Here is an 18,920-nt window from a genome sequence, read left to right on the forward strand (position 1 = left end):
CTTATTCCCAATCAAGGGCACCTTTCTTCCAGATATACCAAAAACCGACAACGAATTCAGCAATGAACACCATCATCGTGACGAAGCCGCCCCAGCCCAGTTCGCGCATGGATACGCCCCATGGGAAGAAGAATGCCGTTTCCAGGTCGAACAAAATAAACAGAATTGCGATCAGGTAGTAGCGCACGTCGAACTTCATGCGCGCATCTTCGAACGCTTCGAAACCGCACTCGTACGGAGAAAGTTTAGCCGCATCAGGGCGCTTAGGGCCAAGGATATGACCAAGTACTTGCGGGAGTATGCCTACGCCGAGACCGACGAGGATGAACAGCAGGACGGGGAGATAATTTTCGAGGTTCACGATTGATGAGCTTATATTGAACGGTCGGTTAAAAGGACACACTGCGGTGTTTTGCGGTGCTCTTAACGTTCGCCCCAATCGTATAACAACTTAGACCAGGATCGAACGACACATCCTCGTAAAAAAGCCAGCTTAGGGTCACTTCGGTGCTCCTTATGCTGGCCTTGAATTTCTGGTGCCGACGACGAGACTCGAACTCGTACAGCTTTCGCCACTACCCCCTCAAGATAGCGTGTCTACCAATTTCACCACGTCGGCGTTAGGCCATTATTCTAACGCTTTTTCACAATCTTGTTAATGCGAATTGCGTTAAAACAAGACGAAAAACGATAAATATTTGCTGAGATACCTATTGAATTGTTTTTTTCGAGCAGAGAAACCCGCAACTGCCAAAATATTCAGCAGCCGGCTTATCAGGCCGGCAATGTCACAACTTATATCTTACGTCAGACTTACTTCGGAATCGAAGCAGCCGGGCCGCTGGCGGCCGGTGCCGCTGGTGCAGCAGGTGCTGCTGCCGGAGCCGCTGCAGGTGCAGTCGGAATAGCTGCCGTGCCGGTGACTGGCGCCGCAGGTGCCGGCGCTGCCGGTACTGCCTTATCCATGACGCCGCCACTGACGGTATCGCCACGCTGGCTCGAGATATACGACAGCGCGAGGGTGGCACTGAAGAAAATCGCAGCTGCGATGCCGGTCGATTTGGACATGAAGTTCGACGAGCCGGTGGCACCGAACAGGCTGCCCGAAGCGCCCGAACCGAAGGCGGCACCCATATCGGCACCCTTACCATGCTGCAGCAGCACCAGACCAATGATGGCGATGGCCGACAGAACCTGAACTACGATAACCAGATTGAACAAAGTGTTCATGCTATTCCATTCAAAAATAAAAGTGTTTTTACTGCTATTTACTGCTTAATACTTAATTCGACTAAGACTCAATACTGCGACTACGTCGATTTAAACGGCCTGAATAATGCCGAGGAAATCTGCTGCTTTCAGTGCTGCACCGCCAATCAGGCCGCCGTCGATATCGGGCTGCACCATCAGTTCCTTGGCGTTTTCCGGCTTCATGCTGCCGCCATACAGAATCTGCATGCTGGCTGCAGCTACCGCATCCTTGGCCGCCAGTTGTGCACGCAGCAGCGCGTGCGCTTCCTGCGCGATCTGCGGTGTTGCAGTTTTGCCCGTGCCGATAGCCCAGACTGGCTCATAAGCCACCACAATCTTGATCAGCTCGCTGTTTTCCAGCACATCCAGCACGGCCTGCAACTGGGCGCCGATCACGGCCGCCGTTTCGCCGGCTTCGCGCTGATCCAGCGTTTCACCTACGCACACCACTGGCGTCAGACCGGCTGCCAGCGCCGCACGGGCTTTCTGCGCGACCAGTTCATTGCTTTCATAATGATAGGCACGACGCTCGGAGTGACCGCACAGCACATAGCGGCAACCGAAGTCCACCAGCATGGCTGCTGCCACTTCGCCCGTGTAGGCGCCGCTGGCGTGCACGGAAAGATCCTGCGCACCCCACGCTACCGCACTGCCCTGCAGCTGGGATTCACATTGCGCCAGATAAGGCGCCGGTACGCACACTGCGCAGTCGGCACCGAAATCGTTCAGACCGGCCAGAATACCGGACAGCAGCGTGGAGTTGGCGGCACGGTTGCCGTTCATCTTCCAGTTGCCGATGACAAGTTTGCGTCGCATAGTAGCCTAAAATTCAATAACCCGTTATTTTAACGCGTTGCCGGAATACCGGTCAAACCACGGGCTGACAGCGTACCGTGCTTGCCACACTGACATCGACTATATGATCTGCAGCATGATCTTGCCGACATGCTGGCTAGTCTCCATCAAAGCGTGGGCGGCGGCGGCCTGCTCCAGCGGGAAAACCTCGTAGATTACCGGTTGCAGCTTACGCGACGCCAACAAGGGCCAGACTTTTTCCAGCAACTGGCGCGCAATCGCGCCCTTGAACGCGGGCGAACGGGGCCGCAGCGTGGAGCCGCTGATAGTCAGCCGGCGGCGCAGCACCTGTCCCAGATCCACGTTAGCCTTGGCACCACCCAACGTGGCGATCAGGCCGATGCGGCCATCATCGGCCAGACAATCGATCTCGCGTGGCAGATAGTCACCACCCACCATATCCAGAATCACGTCGACACCCCGGCCATCGGTCAGGTTTTTTACGACGGCGGCGAAATCTTCGCTGCGGTAGTTGATGCCACGCTCTGCGCCCAGTTTGACGCAGGCGGCCACCTTATCGTCGCTGCCGGCAGTGGCGAACACGCGGTGCCCCAGCGCACTGGCCAGCTGGATGGCGGTCACGCCTATACCCGAGCTGCCGCCCTGCACCAGCAGCGTTTCGCCGGCCGCTAGCCGGGCACGGTCCCAGACATTGCTCCACACCGTGAAATAGTTCTCGGGAATGGTGGCCGCTTCCAGCATGCTCCAGCCCTTGGGCACAGGCAGCACCTGCTCGATAGGCGCCACCACGTATTCGGCATAGCCACCGCCCTGCACCAGCGCACAGACAGCATCACCTATATCAAATGTGGTGTAGTCCAGATCGCCGTCGACAATCTCGCCCGCCACTTCCAGCCCCGGCAGATCGGAGGCCCCGGCGGGCGGGTTATACATCCCCTTGCGCTGCAGTACGTCGGGACGATTAATACCGGCCGCATGGACTCTGATCAGTACTTCGCCGGCACCGGCCACAGGCATAGGCCGCTCGCACAGCTGCAAAACTTCGGCCGCACCGGGCTGAACTATCTGTATCGCGCGCATCTACCCTCTCCTAGCAAACTTGGTCAAACGGCAATTGTACGCCAGCAGCGACTATGACGTCGCCACTCCCGAAATGAGAGTCAAGATGTTAATGAGATCAATTCCTATTTACATTCGCATTAAGTCTGCTTATACTCGTCGCCAACTTTATTTCCGTCCCACCCTACTTTCACGAGACGACTATTTTGAACAAGCCGAAAGCCCAACACCCGCACAGCATCCGTATGGAACAGGATAGCGCCCTGCGCAGCATGCAGAAAACCAGTCTGGCCATGGGCCTGTCCACCGCCATGCTGCTGCCGCTGGCCGCCGTAGCGCAGACCGCCAGCACCGATAAAACGGTCGACATGCGCGAAGTGCTGGTGCTGGGCAAACGTCTGGACCCGAATCCCAACGCCGAAGCGGGCACGCCCTACAAGGCCAAGACCTCGGGCGATAGCCGCCACACCCGTCCGCTAGCAGAAACCCCGCAGACTATTTCCGTGGTCACCAAGGCTGCGATCGACGATTCCGGCCTGACCGACCTGAAACAGATTCTGGCCGCGCAACCGGGCATCACGCTGGGCACGGGCGAAAACGGTAACGCTTTCGGCGACCGCTACATTATCCGTGGCCAGGAAGCCCGCAGCGACGTATTCGTCGATGGTCTGCGCGATCCCGGCATGAGCACGCGCGAAAGCTTCGCCGTCGAACAGATCGAAATTTCCAAAGGCCCGAATTCGAGCTTCGCCGGCCGCGGTACCGCTGGCGGCGCCGTCAACGCCATCACCAAACAGGCCACGCTGGATCACGACTTCACCCGCTTCTCCATGGGCGTGGGCAGCGACTCGCAGCGCCGTATCACCTCGGACGTCAACCGTGGCTATGGCGAGAACTTCGCCGTGCGCGCCAACATCCTGTGGGGTGAAGAAGATGTACCGGGCCGTTCGCCATCGAACCGCAGCCGCAGTGGATTAGCCCTGTCCGGCCTGTGGGAAGCCTCCGACACCTTCAGCCTGACCACCGACTACTACGGCCTGCGCACCAAGGACAATATGCCCGATCTGGGCGGCTACCTGGTCGGCACCGTGCCTAACCGCGTGCCAGCCACTAATGTACCCGTGTATGCCCAGAGCAGCGACTTCCTGAAGTCCGATGTCGACACCCTGACCGCACGCATCAACTGGAAGATCGCACCGCAACTCAAGCTGACCAGCCTGACCCGCTACGGCAAGTCCAGCAACGCCTATGTCACTACGGGCGCCAATATCGGCACCCGCTACAACGGCAGCAACAGCGTGCCCTTCACTGCAGCGGCGCTGGATGGCGGCCACACGGGCTGGCAGGAAGTCGATTACTTCGCGCACCAGAGCAATCTGCGCTGGGACAAGGAACTGGCCGGCCTGAAACACGAGTTCATCTTCGGCGCCGAATACACCGACCACAAAGTCCTGTCCGGCACCTACCAGATCACCAACACGGGCGCCTACAACTGCCGCACCGCAAACAATGGCGCGGCACCGGTCGGCCCGCTGAACGCCTATTGCATCAGCAACGCCTACGGCCAGAACTACGCCGACCTGAACACGCTGGCCGGTCGCAGCGCCACCCGTCTGGGCTGGAATCAGGACTGGAAAGTCAAAACCGTAGCGCTGACCGCGATGGACACGGTCGACCTGACGGAAAAACTGAGCGCCTTCGCCGGCATGCGCGCTGACTACTTCGATCTGAATCTGATTCGCCGCAATAACACCACGGGCGTGATCACGGGCGACTACGCCTACAACGATACGCTGGTCAACGGCCACTTCGGCCTGAGCTACAAAGTTGCCAAGGATGCCATCATCTACGGCAGCGTAGCCAGTGCGCAGGACATCAACGGCGGCGAAGCCGATTCGGGCACCAGCAGCGGCTACGGCGGCGCCGTGCTGTACGACGGCAAGATCGCTGGCGCCAAGCCGGAAACCTCGATTAACTACGAACTGGGCACCAAGTGGGATCTGTTCGACCACAAATTGCTGGCCACGGCCGCGCTGTTCCAGACCACCAAGAAAGACGTGATGGAAGGCGCCAACTACGACACCGTTGGCACTTTCAACACGGGCAAAAACCGCGTGCGCGGTCTGGAAGTGGGCTTTGCCGGTAACTTCACCGAGCGCCTGTCGGGTCAGATCGGCGGCAGCATCATGCAATCGGAAGTACTGGGTTCGGCCACCGCCACGAATATCGGCAAGCCGCTGTCCAACTTCGCCAAGAAATCCTTCTCGGCGCAGCTCAAATTCCAGCAGACCGATGCCTTCAGCTACGGCGCCACCGCACGCCACGAAGGCGACCGTTGCGGCGGCCAGCCTGATACGGCAGCCGGCTACACCAACGGCGTGTGCGCCCAGCCAGTACCAGCCTTCACCGTGTACGACGTATTTGCCGCCTACCGCTTCAGCCGCCGCTTCGACCTGCGCCTGAACGTCCTCAACGTGGGAAACAAGGACTACTACACGGCCGTGTACCGCTCCGGCGCCTTCCTGTACAAGGGTGATGCCCGTGCTGTGCGCCTGACCGTTAACTACGAACTGTAATCGGTCTCGAATCGCTGTATTATTTCCCCCATGCCGGATAATTTATCCGGCATTTTTTTTCGGTTCTGAATCTGTCTCTGAAGCTGCCATGTCCGCCAACACGCCATTGTCCGCACTGAACCACATACCGCCGGAAATCCGCTGCGCGCTCGATTACGAAACGCTGGCACCGCAGTTCATTGCACCGGCCACGCTAGCCTACATCGCCGGCGGCAGCGGCCATGACCGCACGGTAGCCGCCAACCGCGCTGCCTACGGGCGCTGGGCCATCACGCCGCGCCTGCTGCGCGATGTCAGCGCCGGCCATACGGCCATCACGCTGGCAGGGGTGAGCATGGCGCATCCGCTGATGCTGGCCCCGGTGGCCTTCCACAATCTGGTGCATGCCGGCGGCGAACGCGAAACCGTGCGCGGCGCCGCAGCGCTGGACTGCCCCATCATCGCCAGCACGCAGTCGTCCTGCACGCTGGAACAGCTGGCGCAGAGCGCTGGCCCGCAGCGCTGGTTCCAGATGTATCTGCAAGCGCGCCGCGCCGACACGCTGGATCTGCTGCGCCGTGCCGAAGCCGCCGGCTACAGCGCCATAGTGCTGACGCTGGATGCCCCGATACAGGTGGCCAGCCTGCGTACGTTGGCCGCCCAGTTCCAGCTACCGGCGCACTGCGTGCCAGTCAATCTGGCCGGCTATGCAGCACCACAGGAGGCTAGCGTGGCAGATGGTGCCAGCCGCATTCTGCAGGGCGTGATGGCGGCCGCACCGAACTGGGAAGAGCTGCGCTGGCTACTCACGCAGACCCGCCTGCCCGTGTGGGCCAAAGGCGTGATGCATGCCGACGATGCGCTGGCGCTGCGCGCAGCCGGCGTGGCCGGCATCATCGTCTCCAACCACGGCGGCCGCAGCCTCGATGGCGCACCGGCTACGCTGGACGTCTTGCCAGCCATCCGTGCCGCACTGGGCACCGATATGCCCATCGTGTTCGATGGCGGCGTGCGCTCGGGCGGCGATGTGTTCAAGGCGCTGGCACTGGGCGCAAATGCTGTCGCCATCGGCCGCCTGCAACTGTATGCACTGGCCGTGGCCGGCGCGCTGGGCGTGGCCCACATGCTCAAACTGCTGCGCGAAGAACTGGAAATCTGCATGGCCCTCGCCGGCTGTGCCAGCATCGATCACATCCGGGCCACGGCCCTGTTCCATCAGCGAGACCACCATGTTAATCACTATTGAAAATGTCCTGAGCAAGGACGAAGTACGGCAATTCCGCGGCTGGATGGCACAGGCCAGCTGGCAGGATGGCGCGCTCACGGGCGGCACACTGGCACGCCACGTCAAACAGAATCTGCAACTGCCCGACAACGTCGAGCCGGCCCTCAGTCTGGGCCAGCATATACTGCGTGCCTTGTCCGGCCAGCCGCTGTTCGTTTCGGCAGCGCTGCCGCGCAAGATCTTCCCGCCCAAGTTCAACTGCTATCAGGATGGCGGCACCTACGGCACCCATGTCGATAACGCCGTGATGCAGTTGCCGGGCAATCAGGGCAGCGTGCGCAGCGACCTGTCCGCCACGCTGTTCCTGTCCGAGCCCCATGAATATGAAGGCGGCGTGCTGGAAGTGGAGAGCGAATTCGGTGTGCAGTCGGTCAAGCTGGCAGCTGGCGATATGGTGCTCTACCCGTCTTCCAGCCTGCACCGCGTGACGCCCGTTACGTCCGGCGCCCGTCTGGCCTCGTTCTTCTGGATCGAAAGCATGGTGGCTGACGAAGGCGCCCGCAGCCTGCTGTTCGATCTGGATCGCGCGGTGCAGAATCTGTCGCAAACGCTACCTGCAGACCATCATGAACTGGTCAGGCTGACCGGCATCTATCATAATCTGCTGCGGCGCTGGGCGCAGACCTGAAGCGCCCTCTTTTGAAAGGAATCATCATGAAACGCTCTTACTCCCGCTTGGTGCTGGCTGCACTGCTGGCCGTCACTGCCAATCTCGCCAGTGCACACGGCAATGTGGTGTGCACCAAAGCTCCTAAATCGGAATGGAAATCGCACGAAGAACTGCAGAAGAAACTGGTTGCCGAAGGCTGGGTTATCCGCCGCATGGAAGCCACCAACTCGTGCTACGAAGTCTACGCCAAAGACCCGAAAGGCAAGCGCGTGGAAGCCTTCTTCGATCCCGTAACGTTTGCCCGTGTCGAAGAATAAGCCACTGGCGATCTGGGATCTGCCGCTGCGGCTGCTGCACTGGTCACTGGTGCTGTGCGTCGCCGCAGCATGGCTGACCAGCAGCGATACGGGGCCGCAGCACGAATACTGGGGTTATGGCGCCACCACTATTGTGGCCTGCCGTTTCCTGTGGGGCTACACCGGTAACTACTATGCCCGCTTCAGCCAGTTCGTGCGTAACAGCGCCGACACGCTGCACTACCTGCGTCAGATACTGGGCGGCACTGCGCCGCGCTACCTGGGCCATAATCCGCTCGGCGGCTGGATGGTACTGGCGCTGCTGCTGTGCGTCGCCCTGCTGGGCATTACCGGCTGGGCGCTGAATACGGATCTGCTGTGGGGTTATGCGTGGCCAGTGCGCGTGCATCAGGCACTGGGCTGGACGCTGCTAGGGCTGATTGCCCTGCATCTGGGCGGTGTGCTGTTTACCAGCTGGCAGCACCGCGAAAATCTGGTGGCCGCCATGCTGAGCGGCCGCAAAGACGCCGACGACCACTCGGCCTGAAGCGTGCAACGGCAACGGCACAGCGCCGCTGCCATGCGTACTAGCTGCCGCCGGTACGGGAGCGCTGTGGCAGCGGCGTATTCGGCTTCCACGCCGCCGACAGTGCCTGCCCTTCTTCCAGCTGTTCGGCCGTCATGTTCTTGACTACGGCCGAACGCTGCTCGGCCGCGTTGGCCGAACCATTGGCTGCGGCCAGATTCCACAGCATGTAGGCGATCACATTATCCTGCGGCAGTCCCGCTGTGTGATAGCGGTACATCAGGCCCAGCGCTTGCAGCGCTTCCGCGTGGCCCTGCTCGGCCGCTTTGCGGAACCATGCCACGGCCTGCTTGTGATCCTGTATCACGGCATTACCCGTGTAGTACATGGCGCCCACCACGTATTGCGCATCGGCCTTGCCCTGCAAGGCTGCCTTGCGGTGCCAGTCGAGCGCCTGCTTGTAATCCTGCGCCACGCCACGCCCCATGTAATACATCAGGCCCAGCAAATGCTGGGCATCGGCGTTGCCGGCCTTGGCCAGCGGCGTGATTTCTTTCAGCGCCAAGGCGTAGTTCTTGGCGTTGTAGGCCGTCGCCCCTTCGGCGAAACCGGCTTGCGCTAGCTGCGGCAGACTGAGGGCAAAGCCTAGTGCCAGTATGATTTTTTTCATATCCCCGGTGGTCCTGTCGATTACTTCCAGCTGACTTTGCCCAAACCATCCACGCTCACATTACGGTTCATCGGCTTGCCGTACACCGTGACCGAACCCAGCCCGCTCAGGCTCAGGGTGGCGTTATTACGCGCATTGACTGTGGCATTACCGAGACCACTGAGGTCCACATTCACATTCTCTGCCTGCAGCTGCTGCGCATTCAGTCCGCCCAGACCGCCCAGCGATGCCTTCAGCATCTTGCTGCGCCCGCCCAGCGTGATGTAGCCGGCGCCGCGCAGATCCAGATCGACGTTGTCGTTCTCGCTGACCCACAGGTTCATGCTGCCCACGCCGCCCAGATCGGCCTTCAGATTCTTGTAGTCGCAATTGACTTTCATGCTGCCTGCGCCATCAAGCGTCAGTTCCAGTTCGTCGCCGCTAAAGCCGCTGATATCGGTGGTGCCCACACCTTCGGATACCACTTCGCGCAGCATCGGCAGGGTCAGTTCGGCGCGCACCATATTGCGGCCTATCTTGATGCTGCGCCCTTCCGTTTCCAGATGCAGGGTGTCGCCCGTAGTAGAAGACATGGTCCTATCGAGGTAGCGCTTCTCGCCGATGATGATCAGCCCCGGCGCCGCGCCTTGTCGTACCTTGAGGTCGATCACGCCATCAAGCTTGACGCGTACCACGCGGGCATCGATCGCCACCACGCGCTTCTCGACCGGCTCTTCGGCGGCAAAGGCCGAGTTCCACAGCGCGCTACAGGTGGCCAGCAGCAGGCCGAACTGGAAAAACTTATTCATAACGATATCCTCACTGGTGTATCCCGTCCGCACAGAGGCGGCGTCGCACAATTCTAGCAGCCCTGCCAGCGCTGGCGGCAGGTGGACTTTCTGCAGCGATCAGGCGTTAGCGCTCAGACGGTGGCCCTTCACCACGACCACCTGCATGCTGGCCTGGTTCACCTGAGCCACGCTCTCCAGTTGAGCAGCCTTCTCGGCAGCGCTGCTGGTGTAAGCGAAGGTACCCAGTACCATGGTGGCGGCGAGGAAGATGGCTTCCATGTTTTTTGCGATGTTCATTTTGCTCTCCTTAAAATCGTTGCGGTATGTGAGCACTATAGACATAGGCCCTGCAAGCGTCGCGCGGATTGCGACGAAACGCAAAAAACAGGGACTGGACGGCATTTACAGCCGCTGAAAGCCCGCTCGCCCCACAACTTAGGGACTCGCCTCTACTGCCGGTCACACGCAGGTAACAGATGGTCGATACGCTTGCAGGTTTTCATTAACCAGCAATAGCCCATTTATGTTCACTGCTACCCCTTACGCAAAAACCCGCCTGACCCGCCTGCATCTGGCGCTGGCCGCCGCAGGCCTGTGCGCACTGCACGCCCCTGTCATGGCTACCGAAGATGGCAGCGAAGGTGCGCTGTCCAAAGTATTTGTTAAAGCCACGGTGGAAAAGAAAAAACTCGGTGATAGCGTCAGCGGCGGTGCGCTGGGCCGCAAATCCGAACTCGATACGCCGTTCTCCACCAAGGCTGTGAGCAGCGACGAAATCGAAGACCGTCTGGCCACCAGCATTTCGGAAGTGCTCAAGTACGATGCTTCCGTGACGGCCATCAGCCCGCCCATCAGCACCCACCCAGCCACTATCCAGATGCGCGGCCTGCGCCTCGATGACCTGAACGGCTACAAGATCAATGGTCTGGCCGCCGTCAACCGGGGCACCGAAATGCCGCTGGAAATGTTCGAAAGCGTGGAAGTGCTGAAAGGCCTGAGCGGCTTTATGTACGGCTTCGGTTCGCCCGGCGGCATCGTCAACTACGTCAGCAAGCGCCCTACTACCGATAAGAGCTTTAGTGCGGCACTGGGCTATCAGGAAGGTGGCGCGCTCAAGGAACACTTCGATATCGGCGGGCGTCTGGGCGAAGAAGGCGGCTTCGGCTACCGCCTCAATCTGCTGCATGAAGATGGCGGCGTGCAGGAGGAAAGCGGCACTATCCATCGCAATGCGGCCGGCCTGAATCTGGAATGGCGTGTCAACGACGATGTGGCACTGACTTACGAATCGCTGTACCAGCGCCGCAAGAGCGTAGGCGGTACGGATGTGGTGCTGTCGACTTCCTATGCGGTGCCGCGCCCTATCGCTGGCAACAGCAAACTCAATAGCATAGGCGCTGGCAGCGACGTGGAGTTCGTCATGTACACCATGGGCATGGATGCCCGCGTGGCGCCGGACTGGATGATGAACCTGTCCTACCGCACGTCGGACTCCACCCGCGTCTACAAGAAAGACCAGTACTACATCACCAGCGACAAGGGTGATTACAAGGATCGGGTGACCTCGGAGCTGCACGGCTACCACTTTGACCAGATACAGGCTAGCTGGGAAGGCAAGCTGCAGAAATGGGGCATGGGTCATAACATCGTAACCGGCTTCACCTCGCAGAACCTGACCTCCACTTCCTCGGCCGTTACACCCAAAACCTATCTGGGTACGGGCAATCTGTACGCCCCCGCCATCATCAATGTCAGCAGCGTCAATTGGAGTGGCGGCACCTATCTGGACGAGGCTACCCGTCAGGAAGCCGTCTTCTTCAGCGACACCGTCAAATTCAACGACAACTGGTCGATGCTGGCCGGTGCACGCTACAACCGTTTCAATGAAAACGCCTACAACAACAAGAACGTGCTGACGGCGAATTACCCTGCCAACCGCACCACCCCGACTGTGGCGCTGATGTTCAAGCCGGCCACCGACACCACCATCTACGCCAGCTATGTGGAAGCGATGGAAATGGCATCGAATGCGCCAGCATCCACCATCAACGCCAACCAGACCTTTGCACCGATCAAGAGCAAGCAGGCGGAAGCCGGCGTCAAGACGGAACGCAGTTTCTGGAATGCCAGCGCCGCGCTGTTCCAGATTAAGCGGGGCGCGCAGTACACCAATGCTGCGAATCTCTACGTGGCCGATGGCGAGACCAAGTATCAGGGGCTGGAGGTAAATAGCGTGGTACAGGCCAGCAAAAACCTGTCTATCGAGGGCGGCATCATGCTGCTCGACGCTACGCTGGAAAACGCCGCCCCCGGCTACAGCGGCAAGCGCGCCGTCGGTGCGCCACGCCGTCAGGCATCGATACAAGCCACGTGGCGCGAAGTGCTGCCGGGCCTCGCGCTGCACGCCGGTTCGCAATATCTGGGCGAACTGCCACTCGATGCGGCAAATGTCCATACGCTGTCCGGCACCACACTGTTCGATGCAGGCTTTAACTACCGTCAGCGCTACTTCGGCAAGATGGTCAGCGTACGCGCCAATATCTCCAACATCGCCAACCGCAAATACTGGACTTACTATCAGGAGAACTACCTGAATGTGGGCTCGCCACGCACGGTCAGCGTCAACCTGCGGGTGGACTTCTAAGCATGTCAGCACCACGCCTTGCGCGCGCCGCCGCCACTGCTAGCGTTGTGGCGCTGGCGCTGCTGTCGCCGGCATACGGTCAGCATTATCAGACCAAGACGCCATATCAGCCGCAGCTATCCAGCGCCAGTCTGGAGCCTGTACCGCAAGGCTACCGGCCGATCCACACCCAACTCGTGGCACGTCATGGTTCGCGCGGACTGACGGGCATGAAGGCCGATCTGGCGCTCTACAATCTGGTGCTGCTGGCCAAGCAGCAGCACGCGCTTACGCCGCTGGGCGCAGCGCTGGAAGCTGCCATCTACCAGATGATGGAAGCCAACGCGCTGCTCGGCTATGGGGTGGCGGGCATCCGCAAACCCGGCTATGGCAACGAAACCATGCAGGGCATACGCGAGCACCAGCAACTGGCGCAGCGGCTGTATCAGCGCATGGCGCCCTTGTTCCAGCTTTCAGCCAGTGGCAGCGCCTCGGCGCCACGCCAGATTCTGCTACTCACCTCAGGCAAGGATCGCGCAGTCGATAGCGGCGAATACTTTGCACAGGCACTGATCGCAATGCAGCCATCGATGCAAGCACAACTGGTACGACCAGCCTCGCTGGCACCGCGCAGCAGCGGCAGCGGCAGCGGCAGCGGCGGCAACGCAATTGGCGCCTCGAGCAGAGCCGCCAGCCCTGACCGCGGCGACCACGCCGCTGGCACCGACCGCTATCTGCTCTACTTCCACAAACTCAATCCTAAAACGGATCTGGTCAGCGACAGCAGCGATCCGCTATATGCGGGCTATCAGGCCAGCCTCGCCTACCAGGCGTGGCTACGTAGCGAAGCACTAAACCAGCGACTCGCTGCGCTGGAAACTCAGCCGGAACTGGCTCAGGCGGCGCATGCGGTGCTGGCGCGCCTGTTCAAGCCGGCCTTCCTGCGCGCCTTCGCCGCTGGCCAGCATGCAGCAGCAAATGTGGGCATCATGCAGTTCGCCAGCAAAGACGGCCAGTTCATCAGCCGCCTGACTGGCGACGGCGATACTGCACTGCATACGCCAGTCGATGCAGCGCTGGCGCTGTACGAGCTATACGCCGCTGCCGCCGACATGCAGGCCGAACTCACAACCGACTTCCAGCGCTTCATGCCACCCGCGCAGGCTGCTGTATTCGCCGCCCATGAAGATGCCGTGAACTTCTACAGCAAAGGCCCCGGCCTGCTGGAGAACGGCGCCATCAACTACGCCATGGCCCAGCCGCTACTCGACGACTTCTTCGCCGAACTGCAGGCCGTAGCGGCGGGCGATCTGCGTCATGCGGCCAAGCTGCGCTTCTCGCACGCGGAAATCATCATCCCCATGGCCGCTCTGCTCGGCCTGCAGAACATGTCCGAGCAGCTCGCGAGCACAACGCCTTATAGTTACAAAACCAGCGCATGGCGCGGCGAGCAGGTTGCCCCCATGGCAGCCAACATTCAGTGGGATGCTTATCAAAACGATCAAGGTCAAATCGCCGTGCGCATGCTGTACAACGAACGCCCAGTCGATTTCAGAAAAGACTGTGCTTACGCCAAACTTACGGCTACAAGCCAGTTCTACGAGTTTTCGCGTCTACGCCGCTGCTATCAACGCCCGCAATGATGGCCTCCGATTAATTTCTTAACTTTTCCGACAAGATTGCTCATGTTGCAGTGCATCAAAAGCAACATTTATTGCAATCGGTTCCAAAACTTCCGTTTCCGTAGTGATAAACTTGGTAAGTCTCTCTAGCTAAGAAAGGCTTATCCCATGAACCAGATGAACCGCCGCCAGTTCCTTCGGGTAACTGGCGCAGCCATCGCGGGTTCAAGTATCGCGTTACTCGGCTTTACCCCGGGCACGGCCTTGGCCGAAGTCCGGCAATACAAGCTGGCGCGCAGTACTGAAACCCGCAACACCTGCCCCTACTGCTCCGTCGGTTGCGGCATCCTCATGTATGGTCTGGGCGATGGCGCGAAAAACGCCAAGTCCACCATCATCCACATCGAAGGCGATGCCGACCACCCTGTCAATCGCGGCACGCTGTGCCCGAAAGGCGCCAGTCTGGTCGATTTCATCCACTCCGAAAACCGTCTGCTGGCACCGGAATACCGTGCCCCGGGCGCGACGGAATGGAGCCCCATCTCGTGGGACGACGCACTGACCCGCATCGCCAAGCTGATGAAAGCTGACCGCGACGCGAACTTTATCGAGAAAACCCCCGAAGGCAAAACCGTCAACCGCTGGACCACCACCGGTATGCTGTGCGCCTCCGCTGCAACCAACGAAGTAGGCTACTTAACCCATAAAACCATGCGCAGTCTCGGCATGCTGGCATTCGACAATCAAGCACGTGTTTGACACGGTCCAACGGTGGCAGGTCTTGCCTCGACATTTGGACGTGGTGCGATGACGAATCACTGGGTAGACATCAAGAATGCTGATGTCATCCTGGTCATGGGCGGTAACGCAGCAGAAGCACACCCTTGCGGCTTTAAATGGGTCACGGAAGCGAAAGCGCATCGCGGCGCCAAGCTGATCGTGGTCGATCCGCGCTTTACCCGAACCGCTTCGGTGGCGGACTATTACGTCCCTACCCGTACCGGTGCGGACATCGTTTTCCTCGGCGGTATCATCAACTACCTGCTGACCAACGATAAGATCCAGCACGAGTACGTGCGCAACTACACCGACCTGCCGTTCATCGTGCGCGAGGACTTCTCGTTCAAGGATGGGCTGTATTCGGGCTACGACGAAAAAGTCGGCAAGTACACCGACAAGAGCAGCTGGAACTACGAGCTGGGCGAAGATGGCTTTGCCAAAATCGACCCGACGCTCGAACACCCGCGCTGCGTGTACCAGCTGATGAAGGCGCATTATTCGCGCTACACCCCGGCCATGGTGGAGAAAGTCTGCGGCGTCCCGCCGGAGAAATTCAACAAGGTCGCGGAAATGCTGGCATCGACGGCCGTACCGGGTCGCGCAGCCACCATTCTGTACGCACTGGGCTGGACCCAGCACTCGACAGGCGCAGAAACCCTGCGCACGGGCGCCATGGTACAGCTGCTGCTGGGGAATATGGGTATCGCTGGCGGTGGCATGAATGCGCTGCGCGGCCACTCGAATATTCAGGGCCTGACCGACCTTGGTCTGCTGACCAATATGCTGCCCGGCTATCTCACCCTGCCCGGCGAAGCCGAACAGGAATGGGATGCCTATGTAGCCAAGCGCGCATTGAAGCCATTGCGGCCGAATCAGCTCAGCTACTACAGCAACGCCAAGAAATTCCTCGTCAGCTTCATGAAGTGCTGGTGGGGCGATGCGGCCACGGAGGAGAACAACTTCGCCTTCGACTATCTACCCAAGCTGGATAAGCCTTACGACATGATGCAGGTGTTCGAGCTTATGCACCAAGGGAAGATGAACGGCTACATCTGCCAGGGCTTCAACATTCTGGCCTCGGCACCGGACAAGCAGAAGATTACCGAAGCGCTGTCCAAGCTGAAGTATCTGGTGGTGATGGACCCGCTGGCCGTGGAAACGGCGGAATTCTGGCGTCCGTTCGGCGAGTTCCATCAGGTTGATCCGACCAAGATCATGACCGAAGTGTTCCGCCTGCCAACCACCTGCTTCGCCGAAGAACGCGGCTCGCTGGTGAGCTCCTCGCGTGTGCTGCAGTGGCACTGGCAAGGCGCCGATGGTCCGGGCCAGACCCGCAGCGATCTGGAAATCATGGCCGGCCTGTTCCAGCGCATCAAAGCGATGTACAAGAAGGATGGCGGCAAATTCCCTGATCCTATCCTCAACCTGACCTGGCCTTATGCCCAGCCGCATAGCCCTCAGCCGGAAGAACTGGCGATGGAATACAACGGCAAGGCACTCAAGGAGCTGACCGATCCTAAGGACCCGACCAAAGTCATCCTGAAGAAAAACGAACAGCTGGCAGGCTTCGCGCAACTGCGTGACGATGGCAGCACCGCCTGCGGTTGCTGGATCTTCGCCGGTAGCTGGACCGCCGCAGGCAACCAGATGGGACGGCGCGATAACAGCGATCCGTCCGGCATAGGCCAGACCCTGAACTGGGCGTGGGCATGGCCGGCCAATCGCCGCGTGCTGTACAACCGTGCTTCCTGCGACACCAAAGGCAAGCCATGGGACCCGACCCGCAAGCTGATTGCGTGGAACGGTACCAACTGGGGCGGTGCGGACATCCCCGACTTCAAGGCCGACGAACCGCCGGAAAACGGTATGGGCCCGTTCATCATGCTGGCAGAAGGTGTAGCACGCTTCTTCTCGCGTGAGGCCATGGCCGAGGGACCGTTCCCCGAGCACTACGAGCCGTTCGAAACGCCGGTGGGCCACAACCCGCTGCACCCGAACAATGCGCGCGCCACCAGCAATCCGGCTGCACGCATGTTCGCCAACGACCGCGCCAAGCTGGGTAAAGCGGCGGAGTTCCCGCACGTGGCCACCAGCTACCGTCTGACGGAGCACTTCCACTACTGGACCAAGCATGCCAAGCTGAATGCCATCATCCAGCCGGAGCAGTTTGTGGAAATCGGCGAGGAACTAGGCAACGAGATCGGCGTGAAGCACGGCGACCGCGTCAAAGTCAGCTCCAAGCGTGGCCACATCATTGCCAAGGCAGTGGTGACCAAGCGGATCAAGGCGCTGACCATAGACGGCAAAAAGACCCATCAGGTGGGTCTGCCTATCCACTTCGGTTTCAAGGGGGTTACCAAACCTGGGTACTTAATCAACACGCTGACACCGACCGTTGGTGACGGCAATTCGCAGACACCGGAATTCAAGTCCTTCCTGGTGAAAGTGGAAAAAGCATGATGACCCAAGGAGAATAACCATGCCTTTACAATCCCTTGATATCAAGCGCAAATCCGCCACCACCGTGCAGGAGCCGGTGGCCCGCACGCCCGTCATCGGTCAGGTAGCTAAACTGATCGATGTGAGCAAGTGCATAGGCTGCAAGGCCTGCCAGACCGCCTGCATGGAGTGGAACGATCTGCGTGACGAAGTCGGTGAGACCACCGGCGTGTATGACAACCCGACCGACCTGTCGCCACAATCGTGGACGGTGATGCGTTTCACCGAACACGAGAAAAACGACGGCAACCTCGAATGGCTGATCCGCAAGGACGGCTGTATGCACTGCGAGGACCCGGGCTGTCTGAAAGCCTGCCCTGCACCGGGCGCCATCGTGCAGTACACCAACGGCATTGTGGATTTCCATCAGGAGAACTGCATAGGCTGCGGCTACTGCGTGGCGGGCTGCCCGTTCGACGTTCCGCGCATCTCGAAGAAAGACGACCGCGCTTACAAGTGCACGCTGTGCTCGGACCGCGTGGCCGTCGGACAGGAACCTGCCTGCGTCAAGACCTGCCCTACCGGCGCCATCGTATTCGGCTCCAAGGAGGACATGAAAGACCATGCAGCTGAGCGCATCGAAGATCTGAAGTCGCGCGGCTATGCCAACGCCGGTCTGTATGATCCGGCCGGTGTCGGTGGCACGCACGTGATGTATGTGCTGCACCATGCGGACCAGCCGGGCCTGTACCACGGCCTGAAGGCCAATCCGTCCATTAGCCCGATGGTGGGTCTGTGGAAGGGGCTGACCAAGCCGCTGGCACTGGCAGGTATTGCTGCTACAGCGCTGGCGGGCTGGTTCCACTTCACGCGTGTTGGTCCTAACGAAATCAGCAAGGACGAAGAGACCGAAGCACTCAATGAAGCCAACCGGATCCGGGAGGGCGAATAATGGAAAATCTGCACCGCGACAAAGACGGCAATCCGCTGATCGACCGTTATTCGCCGGATGAGCGCAATCACCACTGGCTCACGGCGATCTGCTTCATTCTGCTGGCACTATCAGGTCTGGCCATGTTCCATCCGGCTACGGCGTGGCTGGCCATGCTGTTCGGTGGCGGCCAGTGGACGCGTATCCTGCACCCGTTCATCGGGCTGGTGATGTTCGGCTCCTTCGCCATGCTGGTGAAGCGCTTCTGGCATCACAACCAGTTCGAGCCGGGTGACAAAGAGTGGCTGGCCCAGATCGGTGACGTGATCAACAACCACGAGGAAAAACTGCCCAAGTCCGGCCGCTACAACGGCGGACAGAAGCTGCTGTTCTTCGTGCTGATCGCCTGCATGACGGGTCTGCTGATTTCGGGTCTGCTGATCTGGCGTGCCTACTTCTCGGGTTACTTCCCTATCGATCTGGTACGGCTGGGCGCCCTGCTGCACGCCACCTTTGGCTTCATCATCATCTGCGCCATCATTGTTCACATCTATGCGGGTATCTGGGTACGGGGTTCGATCCGTGCCATGGTGCGCGGCACGGTCACCTACGGGTGGGCGCGCAAGCATCACCCGCGCTGGTTTGAAGAAGAGGCGCGTAAATCGCGTAAATAGTCAGGCTGTCTAA

Annotated in this window: 17 protein-coding genes and 1 tRNA gene; 10 read left to right on the top strand and 8 right to left on the bottom strand. The window is 59.9% G+C overall.

Going from position 1 to position 18,920, the window contains the following annotated elements; translation table 11 throughout:
• Window position 1 precedes the first annotated feature (1 nt).
• The 5 genes from ABNT42_RS10655 to ABNT42_RS10675 all read right to left on the bottom strand — a co-directional run bounded on the left by ABNT42_RS10655 (window position 2) and on the right by ABNT42_RS10675 (window position 3,147).
• Window positions 2-361 (bottom strand): NADH-quinone oxidoreductase subunit A, encoded by a 360-nt coding sequence (locus ABNT42_RS10655; RefSeq protein ID WP_348696794.1) that lies wholly within the window; start codon window positions 359-361, stop codon window positions 2-4.
• Window positions 362-534: 173 nt separating this feature from the next.
• Window positions 535-619: transfer RNA gene (locus tag ABNT42_RS10660), tRNA-Leu, on the bottom strand.
• Window positions 620-813: 194 nt separating this feature from the next.
• A complete protein-coding gene (gene secG / locus ABNT42_RS10665; protein WP_348696796.1) occupies window positions 814-1,230 on the bottom strand; it encodes a preprotein translocase subunit SecG in 417 nt (138 codons plus the stop codon).
• Window positions 1,231-1,320: 90 nt separating this feature from the next.
• Window positions 1,321-2,067: a triose-phosphate isomerase gene (gene tpiA / locus ABNT42_RS10670; RefSeq protein WP_348696798.1), complete on the bottom strand. Its 747-nt coding sequence runs from the start codon at window positions 2,065-2,067 to the stop codon at window positions 1,321-1,323.
• Window positions 2,068-2,166: 99 nt separating this feature from the next.
• Window positions 2,167-3,147 (bottom strand): NAD(P)H-quinone oxidoreductase, encoded by a 981-nt coding sequence (locus ABNT42_RS10675; protein ID WP_348696800.1) that lies wholly within the window; start codon window positions 3,145-3,147, stop codon window positions 2,167-2,169.
• Between the two features lie 185 nt (window positions 3,148-3,332).
• Between ABNT42_RS10675 and ABNT42_RS10680 the strand changes: the two genes are divergently transcribed.
• The 5 genes from ABNT42_RS10680 to ABNT42_RS10700 all read left to right on the top strand — a co-directional run bounded on the left by ABNT42_RS10680 (window position 3,333) and on the right by ABNT42_RS10700 (window position 8,419).
• Window positions 3,333-5,702 carry a TonB-dependent receptor gene (locus ABNT42_RS10680; protein ID WP_348696802.1) on the top strand — a complete coding sequence of 790 codons (2,370 nt, stop codon included), beginning with the start codon at window positions 3,333-3,335 and terminating at the stop codon, window positions 5,700-5,702.
• Between the two features lie 88 nt (window positions 5,703-5,790).
• A complete protein-coding gene (locus tag ABNT42_RS10685; protein ID WP_348696804.1) occupies window positions 5,791-6,927 on the top strand; it encodes an alpha-hydroxy acid oxidase in 1,137 nt (378 codons plus the stop codon).
• Window positions 6,911-7,594 (top strand): Fe2+-dependent dioxygenase, encoded by a 684-nt coding sequence (locus ABNT42_RS10690; RefSeq protein WP_348696806.1) that lies wholly within the window; start codon window positions 6,911-6,913, stop codon window positions 7,592-7,594. Before ABNT42_RS10685 ends, ABNT42_RS10690 begins: the two co-directional genes overlap by 17 nt.
• Window positions 7,595-7,620: 26 nt before the next feature.
• A complete protein-coding gene (locus ABNT42_RS10695; protein WP_348696808.1) occupies window positions 7,621-7,893 on the top strand; it encodes a PepSY domain-containing protein in 273 nt (90 codons plus the stop codon).
• Complete coding sequence (locus ABNT42_RS10700; protein ID WP_348696810.1) at window positions 7,880-8,419, top strand: cytochrome b/b6 domain-containing protein; 540 nt, start codon at window positions 7,880-7,882, stop codon at window positions 8,417-8,419. The genes ABNT42_RS10695 and ABNT42_RS10700 overlap by 14 nt, the downstream gene beginning before the upstream one ends.
• 40 nt (window positions 8,420-8,459) lie before the next feature.
• On the opposite strand, the gene ABNT42_RS10705 is transcribed toward ABNT42_RS10700, so the two are convergent.
• From ABNT42_RS10705 to ABNT42_RS10715, 3 genes are all read right to left on the bottom strand, one after another.
• Window positions 8,460-9,068 (bottom strand): tetratricopeptide repeat protein, encoded by a 609-nt coding sequence (locus ABNT42_RS10705; protein ID WP_348696812.1) that lies wholly within the window; start codon window positions 9,066-9,068, stop codon window positions 8,460-8,462.
• Between the two features lie 20 nt (window positions 9,069-9,088).
• Window positions 9,089-9,856, bottom strand: coding sequence for a DUF2807 domain-containing protein (locus tag ABNT42_RS10710; RefSeq protein WP_348696813.1), 768 nt, complete (start codon window positions 9,854-9,856; stop codon window positions 9,089-9,091).
• Between the two features lie 99 nt (window positions 9,857-9,955).
• The gene (locus tag ABNT42_RS10715) at window positions 9,956-10,135 is read right to left on the bottom strand and encodes a hypothetical protein (RefSeq protein ID WP_348696815.1); all 180 of its coding nucleotides are present in this window, start codon (window positions 10,133-10,135) and stop codon (window positions 9,956-9,958) included.
• Between the two features lie 226 nt (window positions 10,136-10,361).
• On the opposite strand from ABNT42_RS10715, the gene ABNT42_RS10720 reads away from it, so the two are divergent.
• The 5 genes from ABNT42_RS10720 to ABNT42_RS10740 all read left to right on the top strand — a co-directional run bounded on the left by ABNT42_RS10720 (window position 10,362) and on the right by ABNT42_RS10740 (window position 18,907).
• A complete protein-coding gene (locus ABNT42_RS10720; protein WP_348696816.1) occupies window positions 10,362-12,482 on the top strand; it encodes a TonB-dependent siderophore receptor in 2,121 nt (706 codons plus the stop codon).
• A gap of 2 nt (window positions 12,483-12,484) precedes the next feature.
• Complete coding sequence (locus ABNT42_RS10725) at window positions 12,485-14,104, top strand: histidine-type phosphatase (protein ID WP_348696817.1); 1,620 nt, start codon at window positions 12,485-12,487, stop codon at window positions 14,102-14,104.
• 147 nt (window positions 14,105-14,251) lie between these two features.
• Window positions 14,252-17,323: a formate dehydrogenase-N subunit alpha gene (fdnG, locus tag ABNT42_RS10730; protein WP_348696818.1), complete on the top strand. Its 3,072-nt coding sequence runs from the start codon at window positions 14,252-14,254 to the stop codon at window positions 17,321-17,323.
• Window positions 17,324-17,342: 19 nt separating this feature from the next.
• Entirely contained in the window at window positions 17,343-18,254 is a 912-nt protein-coding gene (fdxH, locus tag ABNT42_RS10735; protein ID WP_348696820.1) for a formate dehydrogenase subunit beta, read from the top strand.
• Complete coding sequence (locus ABNT42_RS10740; protein WP_348696822.1) at window positions 18,254-18,907, top strand: formate dehydrogenase subunit gamma; 654 nt, start codon at window positions 18,254-18,256, stop codon at window positions 18,905-18,907. Before fdxH ends, ABNT42_RS10740 begins: the two co-directional genes overlap by 1 nt.
• Window positions 18,908-18,920: the final 13 nt, after the last annotated feature.

This window comes from Duganella fentianensis (assembly GCF_964031615.1).
GTDB lineage: Bacteria > Pseudomonadota > Gammaproteobacteria > Burkholderiales > Burkholderiaceae_D > Rugamonas > Rugamonas fentianensis_A.